Origin of the sequence: Henriciella sp. AS95 (assembly GCF_038900055.1) — a bacterium.
Lineage (GTDB): Bacteria > Pseudomonadota > Alphaproteobacteria > Caulobacterales > Hyphomonadaceae > Henriciella.
Genome location: NZ_JBBMQM010000001.1, coordinates 167,127 through 186,038 on the forward strand (window position 1 = coordinate 167,127; position 18,912 = coordinate 186,038).

Consider the following 18,912-nt stretch of genomic DNA (forward strand, 5'->3'; position numbering starts at 1 on the left):
GAAACATTGCGTCAGACGCAAGATATATACTGTCGCAGGTTAACGCTTTCCACAGCCAATGGGCGGGCTGTGGACTAATAGGCGATCGAGACTGAGACCGCTCCAAATCGCTGCGCGCCGTCCTGGCGGGCGAACTCTTCGGTGCGATGCACATAGGTAAACGCCCACTGCACATTGTAGATATGCACGGCGGCGCCGGCCTGGATGTCACCGACAATCTTGTTTCGGTCAGCCACGCGCGGGCCATCCCGAAAGGCATTTCCGTCCAGAAACATGTCTCGCAGGACGAATCGCGAATCGACACCCGCGAAGAGGTAGCCGCCCAGGTTTTGCGCCGGAGAGAACGTCCCCGCGCCGGTCAGGGCCGGCCGGATACGCGGCGGTCCGAAGTCGGACTCCAGATCCCAGCCAATCCGCCCGACAAGGCCGGTCCCAGCATAGGTGCGAACATTACCGAGCGCGCCGCCTGCATAGACGCCGTAGTCAGTTTCGAGGCCCAGCGGCAAATTCGGCCCGTCAAACATCGCCATGCGCTGGGCGACAAGTTCAACGCCGATCTCGTCTTTTAACTGGTAGTCCCAACCCATTGGCTTCTGTTCATTGATGAGATCGTGCCACTGGCTCTGAACATAGTCGCCTGCAGCAGACGGCCCGACAACGCCGAGGTTCAATTGCAGGATGTCCTGAATATGATCGTCCGCAGCGACGGCGGTACCAGATATGTAAAGCCAGCCCGCATACGGCCTGTCATTCGGGTCGGGCACCGTCGTGGTAATGTCTTCAGGCGTAAAGATCGCGTGGGACAGGGCGAGCCCCTGGCGCAACCGCTTACGATTGAGATCAAGGAAGGGCAGCTTGTCGGCGGCCCAGGTCAGCACTGGCGAGACGTGATTCGCCGGCGACACCCGCTCAATACGAATACCATTCGTGTAATTGCGGTCCGTGCCGCCGAACAGGTCATTTTCCGACGTCACCGACCACACGCCCCTGTTCAGGAGGTAAGACGGCGCATCGTCCGGCACCTCGACACCTTGCGCATGGGCCGCGGGTCGCTCGGCGCTCAGCGCGCCCAGAGCAAGAACGGACACGATAAGCGAGCGCGAAAAAACTGGCGATGCGGACGAAGATGACATGCTGCGCCCTATATCGCTCATCATGGCGGTTCGTCAGCTTAAAATGCTGACAGAGCGCGTGATTATTTTGTGTCGGAAAGGGGTCAGAGGTGCGATGGACGCGGCTCTCTTACTTGCGGACAGTGAAGCTCACGCCAGCAAAGTCTTCGGTTTCCTGCCCACGTACGCCACGTTCGCGATATTCCACTTCGCGGCGGATATAGCTCAGCGAAAGCTGCCCGGCGCCGCGCGTGAATGAAACGCCGGCCTGCATGTCACCAACCGTGACCTGATCGCGGAGCGCCATGCGGTTTGTGAACTTACGGTCCTGATCCGGCTCATACACCAGGGCTTCGCCGTCAGCACCGGCAAACAGGTACCAGCCAGTCGCCTCAACGTCTTTGCCACGCTGGTCGAAATTCTGACCGATGCGCAGTTCACCACCGACGCGGCGTTGCTCGAATTCACCGTCTTTCGTGACGCTGACGCGCGGGATGAAACCGAGGTCGAAGCCAAGGCCTGTCTGGGCATCAGCCGCAGAGAAAGCCATCGTCGCGCCGAAATCCCGGACATTGCGAACCGGATTTGTCAGATTGGACGCGGCGCGGCGGCCTTCAAAATTACGGACACCCTGCGTGTTCGAGATACGCATGGTCGACAGCTGACCGGCGGACGCAAAATCAATGTTGAGCGGCGGGGTCGTTGTCGAACGAACCGGCGTAAGCGCCAGGCCCTCGACATTGGATGTTTCGCTTTTCTGGAATGACAGCGCTGCTGAAGCATCCACCAAGGGGAGTGGCTCATTGCGCGCAGAGACATTTTCGAACCGGTTGACGGGAGCATGGGCACGCAACTCGGGAACCTGCTGGCACCCTTGGCAGCCTACGAATGCAAGTGTTGAAGCAGCTATGAACATGCTCTTTCTGACACCTCTCACGGTCGCTTTCTCCCCAGAACTCAGGGGTAAATCGTGACCTCAGACCTTTAACTTAACATGAACGCGAACCGCTTCCGAGTCCCATATTCGCCATTCATGCTTAACTCACATAGTTTTAATTCCAGAAGCGCATTTTGGTTCCGCACTGTTGTATTTTAGCCGTTTTTTGGCCTCAGAAGCCGGTGCCCAATACGTTAACGCGATCACTTTTTTCTTTAACTTTCATTCCTAAAGCGCAATTGCGGTTTCTTTTTGCTGAGACTAGTTTTTCCACTTCGATCAGATTCGAGGGGACAAAATGAAACTCTACCTGCCCGCCATTCTCGCGGCATCAGCCTGCCTTGCGGCGAGTTGTGCAAGCACTGAGCCAGAGCGCCTTGCCGATATTCAGGCCAGAGCTCTGTCCGGCTGCCCCGGATCAATCCAGCGCTCACGCGCCGCCGGCGACTATGACTACGACCTCGACACGTGCGAGTGCGTCGCTAAACGCATCACCACACCGCTCTGGTCAGATGAAGAGTCGTCATACTCGGGAGACCCGATGCCGATAAAGGATGCCAGGGCGATCGCGGGCGCGATCAATAAAGGCGCAACCTTCGCCGAAGGTCTGGAGACCGCACGCAGCAAGATCAGCGTCCCGGCCTCCAATTCGGTCAATACGTGTTTCGCCAAGCGTTAGCCTCTATGGCCCTGATGGCCATTGCTGCGTCAGCGGAGGCCGAACCGGCCATCGATCGCGGGCAAGAAATGACGGATGCGATCTCACCCTATATTCAGCCGGGAGATCTCATCTTCAAAGGGGCGAGCACGGCGGTTTGGACAGAACTGGCGGCGCGCTGGTCCACGGGCGACAAGCGATGGGGCCATGTCGGCATCGTCGTGTCCGTTCCGGAGACATGCTGTGATCCGATCTCAGTTGTTCACGCCGACACTGGCGGCGGCGCGCCCGGCGAGACGATCGGTGAAGTTCGATCTGTTTCCCTTGAAGGTTTTCTGAGTGATGTCGATCAGGCCGGTGTCTTCCGCCTGAACATCGACCAGGCCGCCCTTGCGCGGATGATCGCGTACGCCGATGGCCAAGCCCGCGCGCACACGCCATTCGACCGCGGCTATTCCATTGAAAGCGAAAACAATCTCTATTGCACGGAGCTGATCTGGCGCGCGATGACCGCTGGTCTCGGGCACGATCCCATAGGCAAAAAGAGCACATCACTGGGCCGGGTCTACATCGCCCTGTCGGACCTCTCGCTTCATCCGCTCGCGCAGGAAGTCAGAGTTGTGGAGGCGCGCAATTAGGCCCCGGGGATATCAGCTTCCTTGCCGAGCGTACCGTTGACGTAGAGCTTCGTCACGAAAACCATCAACACGACAAGCATCGGCGTGGCGAGGAGGACGCCAAGCGGCCCCAGCAGCATGCCGAAGGCGAGGATGGCGATCAGGGTCAGGGCTGGCGGGATGGAAACCGCTTTCTTCTGGATCATCGGATAGATGAGGTTCGCTTCCAGCTGCGAGATGCCGAGATAGGCGATCGCGGTCCAGAGCGCGGTCATCGGCCCGACGGTAAAGGCGAGCAGGATACCGGGAATCGCCGACACTAACGGGCCCACGGTCGGCACGAACTGGGCGATCCCGGCGATCAGGGCCAGCCCCATAAAGGCCGGTACGCCGAGCAGCCAGAGCGCGATACCGATCAGGACAGTGATGACGACCATGTCCACCGTGATCCCGAGCAGCCATTTCCTGAGCGCCCGGCCGGACGCGATGAGCGCGTCGTCGATCTTCTCATCGATGCCCGAGGGAAAGAGCATCAAGAAACCCTTCCGGTAAGCATCGCTGGACGTGGTGATGAACGCGGCCGCGAAGAAGACGAGCAGCGCCGTGGTCAGACCTGACGCGAATGGGAAAGCAAATCCGCCTGCACTTGCCGCAAAGTCACGGACCGACCCGCCATTTGAATCGCCGGATGTGAACTTTTCGATCTCGTTGACGATGGCGGCGCCGAGCGGATTGCTTTCCAGCGCGTCTCTTGCCCGATCCACCGCTTCTGGTAGCCGGTCGACGACGCCGGAGAGGGCGGAGGCCAATTGTGCACCGAACAGGGTCAGCGTGGCCGCCAGCACGGTAAAGATGGCAAGGGCTCCGAGCGCTAGCGACAGCCCTTTCGGCATCGATACCAGTTTTCTGATCGCAACGGCGACGCCATGAACGGCGATGGCGAGCAAAATGGCCGCAAAGCCGAGAAGCAGCGCATCGCGCACGGCCCAGACCAGCAATGCCAGCCCGATGATGAGCACGATTTGAAGCAACCGTGCAGTGAAGGAGGATGCGACCTGGATTTCGCTGGATTTACTCAAGTTATTTTCTTGAAGACGGTGAAACCGAGAACCAGCAGAACAATGAAGATGACGAGCGCCAGACCAAACAGGAAGAAGGCGATATTGGCAGCCGCCCCGGCGATGCCTGTAAGGCCCACTAGTCCGGCTATCAGCGCGATAATAAGAAAGACAAAAGCAAGCTTGATCATGGGGCCCATCCAGTGTGTCGAAACATTTCCAGAACAACAGGCCGCACAGGCGATTGTTCCGAACAACATAAGCTGGCTTGATTTCACAACCGCAATTGTTACTTGGTAACATCATGCGTAGCGCCACCTCCTCCCTGTCGATCAAGGTGATCCTTGCGGCCCTGTTTATCTGGGTTCAGGGCGCTGCCTTGTTTGATGCGGCCGCACATGGCGAAGCGCCTCACGATCACTATGGTGTCGCCTGTGAGCTGACCAAGGCGGTTGCGACCAAGGTCGCCCCGGTCCCGGTCTGCAATGTCCTTCCGGCGCCGCCCGTCTCAGTGGTTACTGCGACGCCTTTCGTGCAAAACTTTCGGTCCTGGTCGCGCCCGCCCGGCCAAGCCCCGCCTCCGCGAAGTCCGCCCACCTTCCATCAATAGACGCTGAACAGCCCTGCCATCTGGCACGGGCAACCTACCTATTGATCGAAGGATACCTTCAACATGCCATCCCAAACCTTTCGCCGCACGCTTGCGGCAACCCTGCTGCTGGGTAGTTGCCCACTCGCATTCGCACAGCAGGCAACCAGCGAAGCCCCCGAAGAAACCCCGGAACGGCTTTCCACCGTCATCGTCAGCGGCGTCGGCCCGCAGCGCGAGACCGACGAAATGATCGGCAATGCAACCGCCGTCACGCGTGAGGATATCGTCCAGAACCTGCAGGCCTCCCTTGGCAACACCCTCGACAGCCAGCCGGGCGTATCGACCACCCACTTCGGACAGGCTGCAAGCCGCCCCGTACTCCGCGGCCTTGGCGCTGAGCGCGTCCTGGTCCTGACCAATGGTATCGGCGTCATCGACGCCTCGGCCGCTTCGCCAGACCACCAGGTCGCCGCGGACGGGATCGATGCCGAGAAGATCGAAATCCTGCGCGGACCAGCGGCACTTGCCTATGGCGGCCAGGCAATTGGCGGTGTCGTCAATGTGATTGACGGCCTGATCGCCGAAGAGCTTCCGGACGAGCCTGTCTCGGGCGAAGCCTATGGCGCGCTGAACAGCGTCAATGATGGCGGCACCGAAGGCGGCGCAAAAGGCAAGTTCGTGGCCGGCCCGTTCGTCCTGTCACTCTCGGCCAGCACGCGCGATTTTGACAATTATGACATTCCTGACTTCGCAGAGTCCTCCAGACTGCGCGCGCTTGAGGATGCAGACCATGAGGAAGAGGAAGGCGAAGAAGAAGAGCATGAAGAGCACGAGGAAGTGCGCGATACGCTCGAGAACTCCTTCGTGGAAACCGACTCCCTTGCGGCAGGCCTGTCATGGGTCGGCGATTCGGCCTTTGTCGGCATAGCGGTGCGCCAGCAGACAGCGCTTTACGGCCTGCCGGGCCACAGCCACGAGCATGAGCACGAGGAAGAAGAAGGAGAAGGGCCAGGAGAGGAAGAAGGTGAAGAGCACGAAGAAGAAATGCCCTTCATCGACCTCGAGCAGACCCGTTACGACATCCGCGCTGGCGCTGATATAGACTTCGGGCCATTCACGCGGATCGCCGGTAATGCGTCCTTCGCAGACTATGAACACACCGAATTCGAAGCCCCGGGCGAACCTGGCACCGTCTATGAAAGTGATGGCGCAGAGGGCCGGGTAGAACTCGGCACAGCCTTTGGCGAGTTTGACGGTGCAATCGGTCTGCAGGTCCTCGATAAGTCGCTCGACGCTTTTGGCGATGAAGCCTTCATCACCAAGACCGACACCAAATCGACTGGCCTTTTCCTCTATCAGACACGCGAATGGGACAGTGGTTTCGGCGTCGAAGGCGGCCTGCGCTACGATTCGACAGAATTGGAAAACATTAACGCTGGCACGCGCACATTCGACCTCTATTCCAGCTCATTCGGCATTCACCAGCATTGGGACAATGGTCTGTTTGTTGGTGGCCAGATCAGCCTGACGGATCGCGCGCCTACAGAGAGCGAACTCTTCGCAGATGGCGCTCACCTTGCAACGGAGCAGTACGAGGTTGGCGATACGTCCCTCGATAAGGAACGCGGCCTGAACCTTGAGGGAACCGTGCGCTGGCGCGGCGACAACGGCTTCGGTGTCGGCGCAAACCTTTTCCGCTCAGAGTTTGACGGCTTCATTTATCTCGCCCCGGGTACAACCGTGGAAGAGGGCGCTATCGTCGACGAGGTTGATGAGCTGCCGGTTTACACCTTCGTTCAGCGTGATGCGACATTCACCGGCGGCGAGATCTATGCCGACTATGAAATCGATGACGGCGCTCTGGGGGCAGACTGGCGCGCGAAAGCGAATGTCGACTTTGTGTCGGCTGACCTTGATGAAGGCGGCAATCTACCGCTGATCCCGCCCCTGACCTTCAATGCGTCGCTTGATGCTGACTGGGGCCTGTGGAGTGCAGGCGCAAGCGTGACCGTCGCGGCCGAGCAGGACGACACAGGTGAGGGCGAATTGCCGACTGACGGCTACACCACGCTCGACCTCAGGACTGCGTTCTCGCTGGCTGATGTCGGAATGGGCCAGGAAGGCACTGAGCTCTTCCTTGAAGCCCGCAATGTGACCGATGAAGAGGTCCGCTATGCGACCTCTGTCCTGAAGGACACCGTTCCGGCTCCGGGACGCAATATTCGCGGCGGCGTTCGCCTCGTTTTCTGATCCGGCGAGATCCCCTCCTCAATGCTGAGGAGGGGATTTCCCGCAACACTCATTAATTCTTTCCCTGCCCGCCTTGCCCAAGGCACGGCTGACACGTAGTGAACCTGATCCTTCGCGCCACAAGCGCCAACCGAACCGAGGAAAGGAGACGTCGAATGACCCATTGCGAATGCAAGCTCACCATCGTCGGCTACCGTTCCACCGGCCCGGATTATCGCTCTTCTGCGCAAGGCTGAGACCCAGCTGAGCTGAAATGATGCGTCATCCGTGACGCATGGAGCGGTGGCCCTGCCCCCGCTTCCCGCTATCCATTTCAAATCATTCAGGTTCCCATGAAACCGTTCAAATGGCTGGCGCGATGCGCCGGCAAACGCTTGCGGCGTGGCCGAAAGGTTGCGCCCGCACCCAATCCTCAACAGCATCGCGATGCGGTGCGTAAATCGCTCTCCGGCCGCCTCTCAGATCATCTGATCAAGGATGTCGGCGGCGAGCCCTAGAGGCTTTGCCAGAAGGCTCTGATATCGGCGCGTGGGTCATTCTCGACCCGCGTGTCGACGTCAAAGATCATCGTGGCGCGCTCATCCTGCGTGTAGGCTGGCCAGTCTGGCAGCCGCTCATTATTGGGATCACCCGTGGCCGCAAACGAAGCCCAGGCTGACGAGATGCGGTCCGCCATCAGCTGGCTTTCGGCGCTTGCGCCCGTCAGACCACCCCGAACACTGTTGAGGCTGAGCCCCACATCGATTCCGTGGACGGCGCCATAGCGACCGCCATAGGCCGGGCTCGGCCATGTCCAGAGATAGGTCCAGACCGGAGCGCCGCCGTCTGCCGCTTGCGCAGCTTTGAGTTCGGCCTGCCGGAAGGCGCTCTTGCGGAAGGACAGATCTGTGTCCATCCGCGCCTTGAGCATGTGCGGCGAGGCGTCTGGATCCTCGGCCTTGTACAGCGCGACGGCGGCTTCTGCCTCATCGCCAGCCCGTTTTTCGGCGTAGGCCAGCAGCCCGGCCTCATCGAGATCGAAATCGGCCATTCGATAAGTGCGCTCATCAAGGGCCGTTGAAATTATCATCGGCACGTCTTTGGAGACCGCCGGCGCATCCGGGCTGAACGGATCGCGTGGGATAGCCGTCCCGTCCACGACCGGGCCGAAGCTGCGCGGCGCTTCGCCCTTTGCGCGGTCAGCCGCCTCCAGCTTGGCTTGAGCCTCCAGGATGGTGGTGAATGGCAAGGCCTGCATCTTGCCGATCTCGCCTGGCTCAAGGTCGAGGGCGGCCATGAGGCGTTCGGCGGTCTTCGTCGCAGCGTCGGGGTCACCAGCCGTCAGCATGGAGCCGCTCATCACGCCGGCTGCATGCATCTTGCCTTTCGCCGACGGCATGGCGAGCAGGGTCGAGACTTTTGCGCCGCCACCGGACTGGCCATAGACCATGACCCGCGACGGGTCGCCGCCAAACTGCGCGACGTTTTCCTGAATCCAGTCGAGGGCCGCGACGATATCCAACATCCCGACCGCGCCCGATTGCGCGAAGTCATCGCCACCCAGCTCAGCCAGGTTGGCGAAACCGAACGCGCCGAGGCGGTGATTGACGGCGATCACGACGCTATCGGCAAAGCGCGCCATGCGGTCACCGTCCATGCCGAACGAATTGCCGGAGCCGCCATAGAAACCGCCGCCATGCAGCACGACGATGACGGGCTTTTTCGCGTCCTTGTCGAGGGTTGGGGTCCAGAGATTAAGAGCCAGGCAATCCTCGCCAAGGCCGGAGGGGTGGCGGTCAAAAACGATGAGGTCGCCATAGTCAAAGGCGCGATTGTTCGGCATTTGCGGGGCTGCATCGCTAAAGGCGAGCGCTTCCTTCACGCCGGACCATTTCTCGACGGGCTGTGGCGGCATGAAACGGTTCGATCCACCGGTCGGCGCGCCATAGCGAATGCCCTTGAAGCTGTTCATGCCACCGGATTTTGCGCCCATGAGCTTGCCATTCGAGGTCTCGACGACCGGCCAGAGCGCGCGCCGGCCCCAGGCCGGAAGCGCCAATCCTGTTGCACCTGTTGCAGAAGCAGCCGACAGCAGAAAAAGGCGTCGACTGGGGGCAAATGTGCGCGTCATTGATTTCTCTCCCAAAAAGCAACGTTATAGTTAACTAGCACGATAGGGGAGATCGAGACGTCGGACAATCAGGTGCCGATGTCTATTTTCAGGAAATTTTAGCGGCCGCCAAGCGCAGAAAATGGATCCGTTTGGGCCTCGTCGGTAGTGCCCGTTCCAGCAGACGCCTTTTTGGACTCGGCGTCCCCCCGAGCCTTGTCGGCCGAAAGCGCAGCTTCAAGGCCGGCAGCATCAATTTCTATATATTTGGTCGGCTTGCCTGACCTTGGCGCCGGTCGAATGACCATAATGGTTTCGACACATTTGTGCGCTGTAAAATTGGCACCATCGAGGTCCTGATCTTCGGTCTCGATCGTGTAGTCCCCGGCGGGGCATTCTTCGTCAATCTCATCAAGTGTGAACGGGAATTGAAATGTAACGAGCTTCTTCGAAATGCGGTTTTCCATGCTTTGCGCCTTCTGAAACGCGGGGAGGCCGGGGGAAAGTGGGCTGACCACAGGGGAGCCGCATCATAGCGCTCCCCTGTAGCCGATCGGCTACTTCTTAGGCGCAGAAGCGGGCTTGGACTGGTCCTGCCGCGGTTGCGACTGTTTCGTCTTGTCACCGGCTGTTTGCTGATGGCCTTTATCGTCCTTATTATTCTTATCGTTTTTATGATCGGACATAATGTATTCCCTTTGTTTTGCAGAAATAATATTCCGCTGAATACATATGACCCTGTAAAACCGGTTTGTTAGCAGCATGCTGTTTATTTAATGAAAACAAATATTTAAACGAATGAATACAGGGCGGGCACCTGATCGAATCCTAAAAAGAAAACCCCGGCCACTTGGGCCGGGGTTCGCAGTCTCATCCCTAAGACTGTTGATTACTGACAGGCGAGGCACTCGTCATAGTCGGTTTGCGGCACGTCCATGCCTTGTGCCTTTTCCTTGTCGGCGGCGCCGGCAAAGCCTGCACGCTGCACCGATTTGGAGCGGCAGTAATAGAGCGACTTCAGGCCTTTTTCCCATGCCGTCCAGTGCAGCATGTGGAGGTCCCACTTGTTGATATCAGCCGGCAGGAAGACATTGAGCGACTGGCTCTGGCAGATATATGGCGTGCGATCGGCCGCCAGTTCGATGATCCAGCGCTGGTCGAGCTCAAAGGCGGTTTTGAACACACCTTTCTCATGCTCATCGAGGCATTCGAGATGCTGGACGGAGCCTTCATTCTCGAGAATCGAGTTCCAGGTCTCTTCGGTGTCCGCATCCTTGGAGGCGAGCAGCTTCTGGAGCTGCTGGTTCTTCACGGTGAAAGAGCCAGACAGCGTCTTGTGCGTATAGACGTTGGCCGGGATCGGCTCGATGCCTGCAGACGTACCGCCGCAGATGATCGAGATCGACGCGGTTGGCGCGACGGCCATCTTGTGGCTGAAGCGGGCCATCATACCGGCGTCACGGGCATCTTCACAGGGCCCACGTTCCTTGGCGAGCTTGACCGAAGCTGCATCAGCGCCAGCGCGGATGTGCTTGAACATCTTCTCGTTCCAGACTTTCGACATCGCGCTTTCGATCGGCACGTTCATCGTCTGCAGGAAGGAGTGGAAGCCCATCAGGCCGAGGCCGACAGAGCGCTCGCGCTGGGCCGAATAGACGGCGCGGGCCATCTCGTCCGGCGCACGGGAGATGAAGTCTTCAAGGACATTGTCGAGGAAGCGGAAAATGTCTTCCAGGAAGTCGTCATTCTTCGACCATTCAAGAAACTTCTCGGCATTGACCGAGGAGAGGCAACAGACAGCCGTGCGGTCTTCGCCATTATGGTCGACGCCGGTCGGAAGCGTGATTTCCGAGCAAAGATTCGACTGGTGGACCTGAAGGCCGAGCTTGCGCTGGTGCGCTGGCATGGCGTTGTTCACCGTATCGGTGAAAAGCAGGTACGGCTCACCGGTCTGGATGCGAAGCTCAAGGATCTTCTGCCAGATCTTGCGAGCATTGACCGTGCGCAGCACTTCGCCGGACTTCGGCGAACGCAGGCCGAACTCGGCGTCATTGCGAACCGCTTCCATGAATTCATCGGTGATGTTGATGCCATGGTGCAGGTTGAGAGACTTGCGATTGAAGTCGCCCGAGGCCTTCCGGATTTCCAGGAATTCCTCGATTTCCGGGTGGTGGATGTCGAGATAGCAGGCGGCCGATCCGCGGCGCAGCGAGCCCTGGCTGATCGCGAGGGTCAGCGAGTCCATCACACGGATGAATGGAATGATGCCGGAGGTCTGTCCGTTCTGGCCGACTTTCTCACCGATGGAGCGGACATGGCCCCAATAGGTGCCGATGCCGCCGCCATTCGAGGCGAGCCAGACATTCTCCGTCCAGGTCTCGACGATATCGTCCAGCGAATCACCGACCTGGTTCAGGAAGCAGGAGATTGGCAGGCCGCGATCGGCGCCGCCATTCGACAGGACAGGCGTCGCGGGCATGAACCAGAGATTCGACATGTAATCATAGATGCGCTGGGCGTGATCCTGGTCATCCGCGAAGGCTTTGGCGACGCGGGCGAACATGCCTTGATAGGTCTCGCCCGGCAGGAGGTAGCGATCTTCGAGCGTCTTCTTGCCAAACTCGGTGAGGTTGGCGTCACGCGACGGATCGGTCTTGATCTCCATATCCGTGACAAGCTTAAGGTCCGGCTTCATCTGCCCCTTAGGCTTGCCCCGGCGAAGGGCGGCTTTTGTAGTGGTGGCAGCATTGCTCGCAGACATAGTCAAAACCTCTCAGACGGCCCAATAAATATAGGGATCTAGCCCCTGAAGCGCCACATGCGGTGCTTCAGCCCTTCCCCAACACTAGATATAGTGGTCCGAAGGTTAATGCTTGGTCAATGGGGGACCCCAGAGATTCAGCATCTAAACCGTGGAAAACCGGTAAACAGATTGTTAACACACCGGCCACACGCCCGCCACGATTGGACTTCATCAGTGCACAGAAACTGACCGCTCTGTGGAATAGTCCTGAAAATTTTTTGAGCCGCTTCAACTATTCCAGGGTCGCATTATCGGGAGTCGATGCGAATCGGTTTTTCGTCAGCCTGTCTCACCCGCCGCGCGCTGCCTGGCCTCGTTCAAGGCTGAGTGTCGTTCAAACTGCTCTCGAAGCGCTGAAGCGAGCTGTCTGGCTAAATCCTCGCGATAAAAGAAGGCTGGCAATGGGCGTGGGCCAACCTTGACCAGCCACACGTCATTCGGCACCGGACCGGCAATCCTGCGTGGCAGCGACCTGCCGAATGCGCGTGTCCATAGCAGCCAGATCAGCATCATTGGCACCAGAACGAACTTGGCGCGGATGGGGATGCTGCTGCCCATTCCCACCACCTGAATTTTTCGGCACTTCTTAAGAACCACCGCTGGTTTGCCATCAATCGACAGACCATCCGGTCCGATACCTGCGACCGTTGAGATCAGTTCTCCCGGCTCTCCGAAGGTTGCGCGCGCGATGATCAGCGAAATGAGCAGGGCACCGAGGCCGACAAGCACCGAGAACCCGATTGTGAGGGCGGTCTCGTCAGCAAATCCGGCGTCAAATGCCTGGAGAATCAGACCGAAACTGATGAAGCCTACAGGTATGAAAATGAGAACTGCGAACGCCAAAAACTGCATCACGCTCAGGGCGCGGCGGCGCGCCACGATCCGGCAATAACCGGTCTTCACCGTGACTGATTCGTCTTCATACACCGGCATGTCCCTCCACCTCGCTCTACAGGGAGAGGCGCAGCGAAGTGCGAAAGCGGGTCAGCTTATTGTGCGTCCTCCTGACCGGACGTCGACGCGAATCGGGTTTCGGGGAACATGGACGCGAGCGTCTGATTCCACTGAAACAGCGCCGGCCAGTTATTCCCGCCATTCGGCATGAGGCCTAAACGGACGATGACGAGGTCCCGCGAAGGCACAACATATAGTGTCTGCCCTTCATGGCCTTCGGCGGCAAAGCTGTCCCAGGGCGGTGCATTGCGCAGCTGGTATTCGGGCGCAGGATCTTCGCCATAAGTCGTGATCCACCAGCCGGCGCCGTAGACATTGCCATCATCGCCCTGCGCGCCTGTGCGCGAGAAATCGACCCAGCCTTCCGGCAGCAGGCGCTCGCCCTCCCAGACCCCGTCCCGCAAATAGAGATATCCAAACTTCGCAAAATCGCGCGCTGAGGCCCAGACCAGCGAGCCGCCGAGGAAGGTGCCGGCGGCATCGAACTCGGGCTGGGCGTCCATGCCGAGGGCGTCGAACAACCAAAGATCCATTCGACGCGTCGCAAGAGCTTGGAGACTGACGTTTTCAGAATCGACTAAGGAGCGGTCACATCGCATCCCGTTTTGGTCCTCATTGCTCACGCATTTTCCGTAGTTGGAGTTCAGCGAGGATATTTCAGCAGCGGAAGCCGCCGAGAGTCCTGCCCCTCCACGGAGAGCCAGAAATCGTCGGTCGAATTCCTGCAACGCCCACGCGATCAAATGAAACCCTGCCGTCGAATAATTCCAATGCACGCCAGGCTCATGCGCGGGCGGCAGCTCGTCGACGATGTACTGGATGACATCATACCGCCCCGGCCCGTAAGTCATCTGGATGACGTCATTCTCATCCATGGTCTCGGCGCCGATCTCCAGATAGTCGAGCCCGTCCGTCATGGTCAGCCACTGGCGCCAGGTGATCTCGCTGCGCGGGTCATCCTCCGCGAAGGGCGAGGGCATCGGATAGTCGATGTCCTCGATCAGGCCGAGTTGAACCGCTCGGCCCGTCAGCGCGCTGGTGATCGACTTCGCCATCGACCATGACACCTGTTTCGTGTCCGGCCCGAAACCGTCGCGATACGCCTCCAGTACCAGCTTTCCGTGATGGATGATGACCACAGCCCGTGTCTCGCCCAACTCGTCAGCAAGCTCACGCGACATGGCATCATCGACATGCGCCTGAACATCGGCGGCAATGTCTTCCGGCAGCTCGCCCATCTCCCAGCCTTCCGTGGGCCAGGCGACGCCTTCAGGCTGCGGCGGCAGCGGGACAAGCTCCTGCGCGACCGCCGAGCGGACAAGCATTAAAGCTGCGCCCAAAACCAATGACTTGCCCAACATGGCCGCGCTCCCTAATCATTGCGTCAACGGACACTAGAGGCAGGTCATGAAACTCGTCAAAGGCTTTGCGGTACTGGTCGTCGCCCTCGGCGTGGTTGCCATCGCGGCATGGCAGTTCTGGCTGAAGGACCAGGTCGCTTTCGGCGAAGTCGCAACGGCCTATGGCGCGAAGGTCGTCTGCTCCTGCCGCTTTGTGGCGGAACGTGAAATGGCGAGTTGCAAGAACGACTTCACCGAAGACGTCAGCGCAGTCACGTTCAAGGAAACGGGCAATTCCATTATGGCCAGCGCGGCTGCCGGCCTGGTCAGCGCAACAGCGACTTTTGAACCGGGCCTTGGCTGTACACTGGTCGATGCGGATTAGGGCTTGCGCGGCTCTCCGCCAAAACTGCTGCGATAGGTGTCACCAAGAAGGTCCTCGAAGCCGCGATACGGCAACGTCACCACATAGACGCCTTCGGCATAGGCACCGACTTCATAGGGCGCAAAGTGATAAACAATACCGCCGGCTTTCTCAGGCTCAGTCGATGCGATGACACTGAAATGATCGAACAGGGCGGACTGTGCATCAAGCGCCGGGTCGACCCACGTTTTGAGGATGTCTTCGTCGGTTGACTGCGTGTCGCCAAGACGTTCGCGCTTCTGCGTCAGCAGGCCTTCCTTCAAAAGCGATGACATGCGCTCGCGCGCCGTGTCCGCATCATCAAAGATGTCGTCGAAGCCGACGGGCTTATCGGACTTGAGGTCCCAGTTGACCTTGTCAAAGGAGAGGTTTGAGTGCGCCCCGCCTGTATAGATTGTGTAAGTGCCGACGAAACCTGTCAGCCTCCCCTCAGCTGGACCACTGCGTTCCCATACGATGTCCAGCGCATGAGGTCGAAATTCAAATCCTTCGCTGCGGGCCGCTTCCTGATCGGCTTCGGCGGCGGCAATGAAAGCTTCCGTACCGGAGTTGGCCCGGTCACTGAGCTCTGTCTGGAGCTTCTCTGACAGGGAATCGAAATAATCCGGCATTGTGACGTTGATCGTCGCTGCCTGGCTGCCATTCACGATCGCGATGCCCTTGCCGGGCGGGGCCGAGAAAGCATTATCGAGATCTTGCGTGGTGGCCGGGCGGTCGTCGACCCGCGTTGTTTCAGCGGGCTTGTCCAGTGTTTCGGCGCCGCAGCCAGCCAGTGCGGCCATACCTGCCGACAGAAACGACGTTGCTGCCGCCCTTCTCGATACGAAAAAACAGTTCAGCATCCAGACCCTCAATCACAGACTCAGCAGTTCCGGATCACCGCCTTGAGCTGTAATGTTCACCGTTAACACACGTTCTGAAGCAAATCGCAACATGTAATGCGGACCGCCCGCCTTCGGGCCGGTGCCGGACAATCCTTCACCACCAAATGGCTGCACACCGACCACTGCTCCTGTCATGGACCGGTTAACATATGTATTACCGGCATGGACGGCTGCCTGAACCTTCGCGGCAAAGCTCTCCAGGCGGGAATGGACACCAAGCGTCAGTCCATAACCCTTCGCTTCAAGCGCGGCACCGACCTCGGCAATATTGTCCGGGTCATAACGAACGATATGAAGGACTGGGCCAAACGTCTCTTTCTCGATCTGCTCGAGCGATTTGAGTTCAACGACCGCGGGGCCGAAGAAATGGCCACCCGTCGGCGCATCAAGCTGTTTGATAAGGGTCGCGTCTTCTTTCATTCGAGCGACATAATCGGCGAGTGTGCCAAGCGCGTCATCATCAATGACGGGGCCGACGTCGGTATCGGCCTGGCCCGGATGGCCGAGTTTCAGCTCATCCATCGCGCCGCAAATGCCTTCGATGATAAAGTCCGCCGTATCCTTGGGCAGGAAGAGGATGCGCAGCGCCGAACAGCGCTGCCCCGCCGATCCGAAGGCAGACACCAGCACATCATCGATCACCTGCTCGCGAAGGGCCGTTGTATCGACGAACATGCCATTGAGGCCGCCCGTTTCCGCGATCAGAGGAATGATCGGGCCGTCGCGCCCAGCCAGCGTCTTGTTGATGATACGCGCCGTATCGGTGCCGCCCGTGAAACAGACGCCAGCCACACGAGGGTCACTTGTCAGCTTGGCGCCAACGGTTTCACCGCGTCCCGGTAGCAGGTGCAACGCTTCACCCGGCAACCCGGCCGCCTGGAAAATACGGACCGCCTCATAGGCGACAAGCGGCGTCTGTTCAGCCGGTTTGGCAACCACCGTGTTGCCCGCGCCCAGCGCCGCCGTGATCTGGCCGGTGAAGATGGCGAGCGGGAAGTTCCAGGGTGAGATACAGGCGAACACGCCCCGTCCATGCAATGAGATATGGTTGGTTTCACCGGCTGGTCCAGGCAAACGCGTGCGGCCCTCGAATTTTTCTTCAGCCTGCACCGCATAGTAGCGGCAAAAATCGACCGCTTCGCGAACTTCTGCGACACCGTCTCCAAACGTCTTGCCGCCCTCTTCGGCCATGATCGCACAGAGCCTGTCCATATTGGCTTCGAGGGCGTCGCCCATGTCAGCGAGGATCTTGGCGCGCTTGGCACCGCCGAGCTTGTCCCAGGTCGGCTGGAACTTCACCGCTGCGTCGAGCGCGGCATTCACGTCGTCTTCTGTCGCTTCCAGCACGGTGCCGATTTTCTGCGCAAGATTGAACGGCGCGAACACGTCTGCGCCACCCTTGGTTTTCGGCTTTCCGGAGATAACCGGCCCGGCCTCGAGCGGGCTGTTCTTCTCCAGGCGCGTGACATTTTCCTCTAGGATTTCACGCTCGCTCGATTGAGAGAGATCGACGCCGATCGAGTTCTTGCGCATCGGGCCATAGAGACGCGGCGGCGTCGGTATGCGCGGATGGCGGCGCGGGCCGGCCTCGACCTTGGCGATCGGGTCATCGACGACTTTTTCGACAGGCACATCCGGGTCGAGGAAGGAGTGAACGAAGGAGGTATTCGCGCCATTCTCGAGCAGGCGGCGGACGAGATAGGGCAACAAATCCTTATGCGCGCCGACAGGTGCGTAAACCCGCACATTTCCGCCCTTCTCGGCTGCGCCGTATAGCGGCTCGCCCATGCCGTGAAGGCGCTGGAACTCGTAATTCTCGATGCCTTCTGCTTCTGCCATCATCAGGATCGTGGCGAGTGAATGGGCATTGTGGGTCGCAAATTGCGGATAGATGCGCGGGCTCGCCATGAGGAGGGCATGCGCGCAGGAAATGTAGTTGAGATCGGTATTGTGCTTGGTCGTGAAGACCGGGAAGTTCCGCATGCCCTCTTCCTGGGCGTGCTTGATTTCAGTGTCCCAGTAAGCGCCTTTTACGAGCCGCACCATGAGCCGCATGCCGGTCTCGCCGGCCAGCGCGGAAAGCCGCTCGATCACCTTGTGCGCCCGCTTCTGATAGGCCTGGACGGCAAGACCGAGACCGTCCCATCCCTTGAGGCCGGGCTCGCACATCAGCCGTTCCAGAAGCTTCAGCGAAATGACGAGCCGGTCTGCCTCTTCGGCGTCGAGACAGAGATTGATGTTATAGCCCGCCGCCTGCTCGCAGAGCGCATAGAGCTTCGGATAAAGCTCCTCCATGACGCGGGCTTCGTTGACCGCCTCATAGCGCGGATGGAGCGCCGATAGCTTGACCGAAATGCCATTCTTGCTTTCGGGCGCGGCGGACTTGTCGGCATCCTTGCCGACAGCGTCGATCGCCTGCCTGTAGGCTTCATAATAGCCGTCGGCGTCTTGCGATGTGCGCGCGCCCTCGCCCAGCATGTCGAAGCTGAAATTGGCCGCATCGCCCGCCTTCACCATCTTGGAGCCGCGCTTCAGCGCTTCCTTCACTGTCCGGCCCAGAACGAACTGTTCGCCCATAATGCGCATGGCCTGCATCATGGCTGTGCGGATGACCGGTTCGCCGCTCTCGCGGATGAGGCCTGAAATGAAGGTGGATGGCCCCTTTTTGGCATCCGCCGGCGTCCCGATCACCTTACCTGTCAGCATCAGTCCCCAGGTCGAGGCATTGACCAGCCAGCTATCGGACTGGCCCTTATGGGCGCCCCAGTCACCGGAGCGGATTTTCTCTGCGATGAGGTCGTCGCGCGTTTCGGCATCGGGCACACGCAGCAGCGCTTCGGCGAGGCACATGAGCGCCAGACCTTCGGAATTCGACAGGCCGAACTCTTCGAGGAAGCTTTCCATCATCCCCTTTGGCCGGCCAGCCGCACGCGCAATCTGGACCAGCTCACGGCCGCGCCTCACGGCGGCGGTCCGGGCGCGCTCATCGAGCGGCAGGGCTTTCAGAATATCGGCGACAAGGACTTCCTCGTCAGCGAATTTGAGGGCGTCCAGCTCGTCCCAGCTGCTCACAAGCGTGTCTCCGAAATCGGGCATGATATAACTCCTGTCGAAAGCCTGCTGCAATATGGTTCCACATACAACGGTCTGGCGGGTTTACGCCTGCTCGAATACACCTAAAACTGTCGCAAACG

General features: G+C 59.4%; 17 protein-coding genes. 6 read left to right on the plus strand and 11 right to left on the minus strand.

The window, feature by feature from the left end; genetic code table 11:
* Nucleotides 1-74: 74 nt before the first annotated feature.
* Together WNY37_RS00880 and WNY37_RS00885 are read right to left on the minus strand one after the other, a co-directional pair.
* Nucleotides 75-1,133 (minus strand): lipid A deacylase LpxR family protein, encoded by a 1,059-nt coding sequence (locus tag WNY37_RS00880; RefSeq protein ID WP_342971566.1) that lies wholly within the window; start codon nt 1,131-1,133, stop codon nt 75-77.
* 109 nt (nt 1,134-1,242) lie between these two features.
* Nucleotides 1,243-1,965, minus strand: a complete 723-nt coding sequence (locus tag WNY37_RS00885) for a lipid A-modifier LpxR family protein (RefSeq protein ID WP_342971567.1) — start codon at nt 1,963-1,965, stop codon at nt 1,243-1,245.
* 382 nt (nt 1,966-2,347) lie between these two features.
* Here WNY37_RS00885 and WNY37_RS00890 point away from each other — a divergent pair, with 382 nt between their 5' ends.
* Together WNY37_RS00890 and WNY37_RS00895 are read left to right on the plus strand one after the other, a co-directional pair.
* Complete coding sequence (locus WNY37_RS00890) at nt 2,348-2,728, plus strand: hypothetical protein (RefSeq protein ID WP_342971568.1); 381 nt, start codon at nt 2,348-2,350, stop codon at nt 2,726-2,728.
* 5 nt (nt 2,729-2,733) lie between these two features.
* Nucleotides 2,734-3,345 carry a YiiX/YebB-like N1pC/P60 family cysteine hydrolase gene (locus WNY37_RS00895; protein ID WP_342971569.1) on the plus strand — a complete coding sequence of 204 codons (612 nt, stop codon included), beginning with the start codon at nt 2,734-2,736 and terminating at the stop codon, nt 3,343-3,345.
* On the opposite strand, the gene WNY37_RS00900 is transcribed toward WNY37_RS00895, so the two are convergent.
* Both WNY37_RS00900 and WNY37_RS00905 read right to left on the minus strand, forming a co-directional pair.
* Nucleotides 3,342-4,403 (minus strand): AI-2E family transporter, encoded by a 1,062-nt coding sequence (locus tag WNY37_RS00900; protein ID WP_342971570.1) that lies wholly within the window; start codon nt 4,401-4,403, stop codon nt 3,342-3,344. The genes WNY37_RS00895 and WNY37_RS00900 overlap by 4 nt on opposite strands.
* Complete coding sequence (locus WNY37_RS00905; protein ID WP_342971571.1) at nt 4,400-4,573, minus strand: DUF1328 family protein; 174 nt, start codon at nt 4,571-4,573, stop codon at nt 4,400-4,402. Before WNY37_RS00905 ends, WNY37_RS00900 begins: the two co-directional genes overlap by 4 nt.
* A 113-nt stretch (nt 4,574-4,686) precedes the next feature.
* Here WNY37_RS00905 and WNY37_RS00910 point away from each other — a divergent pair, with 113 nt between their 5' ends.
* From WNY37_RS00910 to WNY37_RS00920, 3 genes are all read left to right on the plus strand, one after another.
* A complete protein-coding gene (locus WNY37_RS00910; RefSeq protein WP_342971572.1) occupies nt 4,687-4,992 on the plus strand; it encodes a hypothetical protein in 306 nt (101 codons plus the stop codon).
* A 63-nt stretch (nt 4,993-5,055) separates the two neighbouring features.
* Nucleotides 5,056-7,224, plus strand: a complete 2,169-nt coding sequence (locus WNY37_RS00915) for a TonB-dependent receptor (RefSeq protein ID WP_342971573.1) — start codon at nt 5,056-5,058, stop codon at nt 7,222-7,224.
* A gap of 332 nt (nt 7,225-7,556) precedes the next feature.
* Nucleotides 7,557-7,721, plus strand: a complete 165-nt coding sequence (locus WNY37_RS00920) for a hypothetical protein (protein ID WP_342971574.1) — start codon at nt 7,557-7,559, stop codon at nt 7,719-7,721.
* On the opposite strand, the gene WNY37_RS00925 is transcribed toward WNY37_RS00920, so the two are convergent.
* From WNY37_RS00925 to WNY37_RS00945, 5 genes are all read right to left on the minus strand, one after another.
* Complete coding sequence (locus WNY37_RS00925; RefSeq protein WP_342971575.1) at nt 7,718-9,334, minus strand: carboxylesterase family protein; 1,617 nt, start codon at nt 9,332-9,334, stop codon at nt 7,718-7,720. The genes WNY37_RS00920 and WNY37_RS00925 overlap by 4 nt on opposite strands.
* Before the next feature lie 98 nt (nt 9,335-9,432).
* Nucleotides 9,433-9,780 (minus strand): hypothetical protein, encoded by a 348-nt coding sequence (locus tag WNY37_RS00930; RefSeq protein ID WP_342971576.1) that lies wholly within the window; start codon nt 9,778-9,780, stop codon nt 9,433-9,435.
* A 422-nt stretch (nt 9,781-10,202) separates the two neighbouring features.
* Complete coding sequence (locus WNY37_RS00935) at nt 10,203-12,008, minus strand: ribonucleoside-diphosphate reductase subunit alpha (protein ID WP_342974857.1); 1,806 nt, start codon at nt 12,006-12,008, stop codon at nt 10,203-10,205.
* A 387-nt stretch (nt 12,009-12,395) separates the two neighbouring features.
* Nucleotides 12,396-13,049: a hypothetical protein gene (locus WNY37_RS00940; RefSeq protein WP_342971577.1), complete on the minus strand. Its 654-nt coding sequence runs from the start codon at nt 13,047-13,049 to the stop codon at nt 12,396-12,398.
* 56 nt (nt 13,050-13,105) lie between these two features.
* The gene (locus WNY37_RS00945) at nt 13,106-14,395 is read right to left on the minus strand and encodes a serine hydrolase (protein WP_342971578.1); all 1,290 of its coding nucleotides are present in this window, start codon (nt 14,393-14,395) and stop codon (nt 13,106-13,108) included.
* Nucleotides 14,396-14,477: 82 nt separating this feature from the next.
* Here WNY37_RS00945 and WNY37_RS00950 point away from each other — a divergent pair, with 82 nt between their 5' ends.
* The gene (locus tag WNY37_RS00950; RefSeq protein ID WP_342971579.1) at nt 14,478-14,795 is read left to right on the plus strand and encodes a hypothetical protein; all 318 of its coding nucleotides are present in this window, start codon (nt 14,478-14,480) and stop codon (nt 14,793-14,795) included.
* Here the strand turns inward: WNY37_RS00950 and WNY37_RS00955 are convergent.
* Both WNY37_RS00955 and putA read right to left on the minus strand, forming a co-directional pair.
* The gene (locus WNY37_RS00955; protein WP_342971580.1) at nt 14,792-15,676 is read right to left on the minus strand and encodes an RsiV family protein; all 885 of its coding nucleotides are present in this window, start codon (nt 15,674-15,676) and stop codon (nt 14,792-14,794) included. The two genes, WNY37_RS00950 and WNY37_RS00955, sit on opposite strands and share 4 nt — an antisense overlap.
* 12 nt (nt 15,677-15,688) lie before the next feature.
* Nucleotides 15,689-18,814: a bifunctional proline dehydrogenase/L-glutamate gamma-semialdehyde dehydrogenase PutA gene (gene putA / locus WNY37_RS00960; protein WP_342971581.1), complete on the minus strand. Its 3,126-nt coding sequence runs from the start codon at nt 18,812-18,814 to the stop codon at nt 15,689-15,691.
* Nucleotides 18,815-18,912: the final 98 nt, after the last annotated feature.

What these genes read in the sequence shown, in the direction of transcription:
- WNY37_RS00950 (WP_342971579.1), top strand. Translation starts at nt 14,478, where the DNA reads ATGAAACTCGTCAAAGGCTTTGCGGTACTGGTCGTCGCCCTCGGCGTG.
- WNY37_RS00910 (WP_342971572.1), top strand. Translation starts at nt 4,687, where the DNA reads ATGCGTAGCGCCACCTCCTCCCTGTCGATCAAGGTGATCCTTGCGGCC.
- WNY37_RS00945 (WP_342971578.1), bottom strand. Translation starts at nt 14,395, where the DNA reads ATGCTTGTCCGCTCGGCGGTCGCGCAGGAGCTTGTCCCGCTGCCGCCG.
- WNY37_RS00890 (WP_342971568.1), top strand. Translation starts at nt 2,348, where the DNA reads ATGAAACTCTACCTGCCCGCCATTCTCGCGGCATCAGCCTGCCTTGCG.
- WNY37_RS00895 (WP_342971569.1), top strand. Translation starts at nt 2,734, where the DNA reads ATGGCCCTGATGGCCATTGCTGCGTCAGCGGAGGCCGAACCGGCCATC.
- putA (WP_342971581.1), bottom strand. Translation starts at nt 18,814, where the DNA reads ATGCCCGATTTCGGAGACACGCTTGTGAGCAGCTGGGACGAGCTGGAC.
- WNY37_RS00925 (WP_342971575.1), bottom strand. Translation starts at nt 9,334, where the DNA reads ATGACGCGCACATTTGCCCCCAGTCGACGCCTTTTTCTGCTGTCGGCT.
- WNY37_RS00940 (WP_342971577.1), bottom strand. Translation starts at nt 13,049, where the DNA reads ATGCCGGTGTATGAAGACGAATCAGTCACGGTGAAGACCGGTTATTGC.
- WNY37_RS00955 (WP_342971580.1), bottom strand. Translation starts at nt 15,676, where the DNA reads ATGCTGAACTGTTTTTTCGTATCGAGAAGGGCGGCAGCAACGTCGTTT.
- WNY37_RS00920 (WP_342971574.1), top strand. Translation starts at nt 7,557, where the DNA reads ATGAAACCGTTCAAATGGCTGGCGCGATGCGCCGGCAAACGCTTGCGG.
- WNY37_RS00905 (WP_342971571.1), bottom strand. Translation starts at nt 4,573, where the DNA reads ATGATCAAGCTTGCTTTTGTCTTTCTTATTATCGCGCTGATAGCCGGA.
- WNY37_RS00915 (WP_342971573.1), top strand. Translation starts at nt 5,056, where the DNA reads ATGCCATCCCAAACCTTTCGCCGCACGCTTGCGGCAACCCTGCTGCTG.
- WNY37_RS00930 (WP_342971576.1), bottom strand. Translation starts at nt 9,780, where the DNA reads ATGGAAAACCGCATTTCGAAGAAGCTCGTTACATTTCAATTCCCGTTC.
- WNY37_RS00935 (WP_342974857.1), bottom strand. Translation starts at nt 12,008, where the DNA reads ATGAAGCCGGACCTTAAGCTTGTCACGGATATGGAGATCAAGACCGAT.
- WNY37_RS00880 (WP_342971566.1), bottom strand. Translation starts at nt 1,133, where the DNA reads ATGTCATCTTCGTCCGCATCGCCAGTTTTTTCGCGCTCGCTTATCGTG.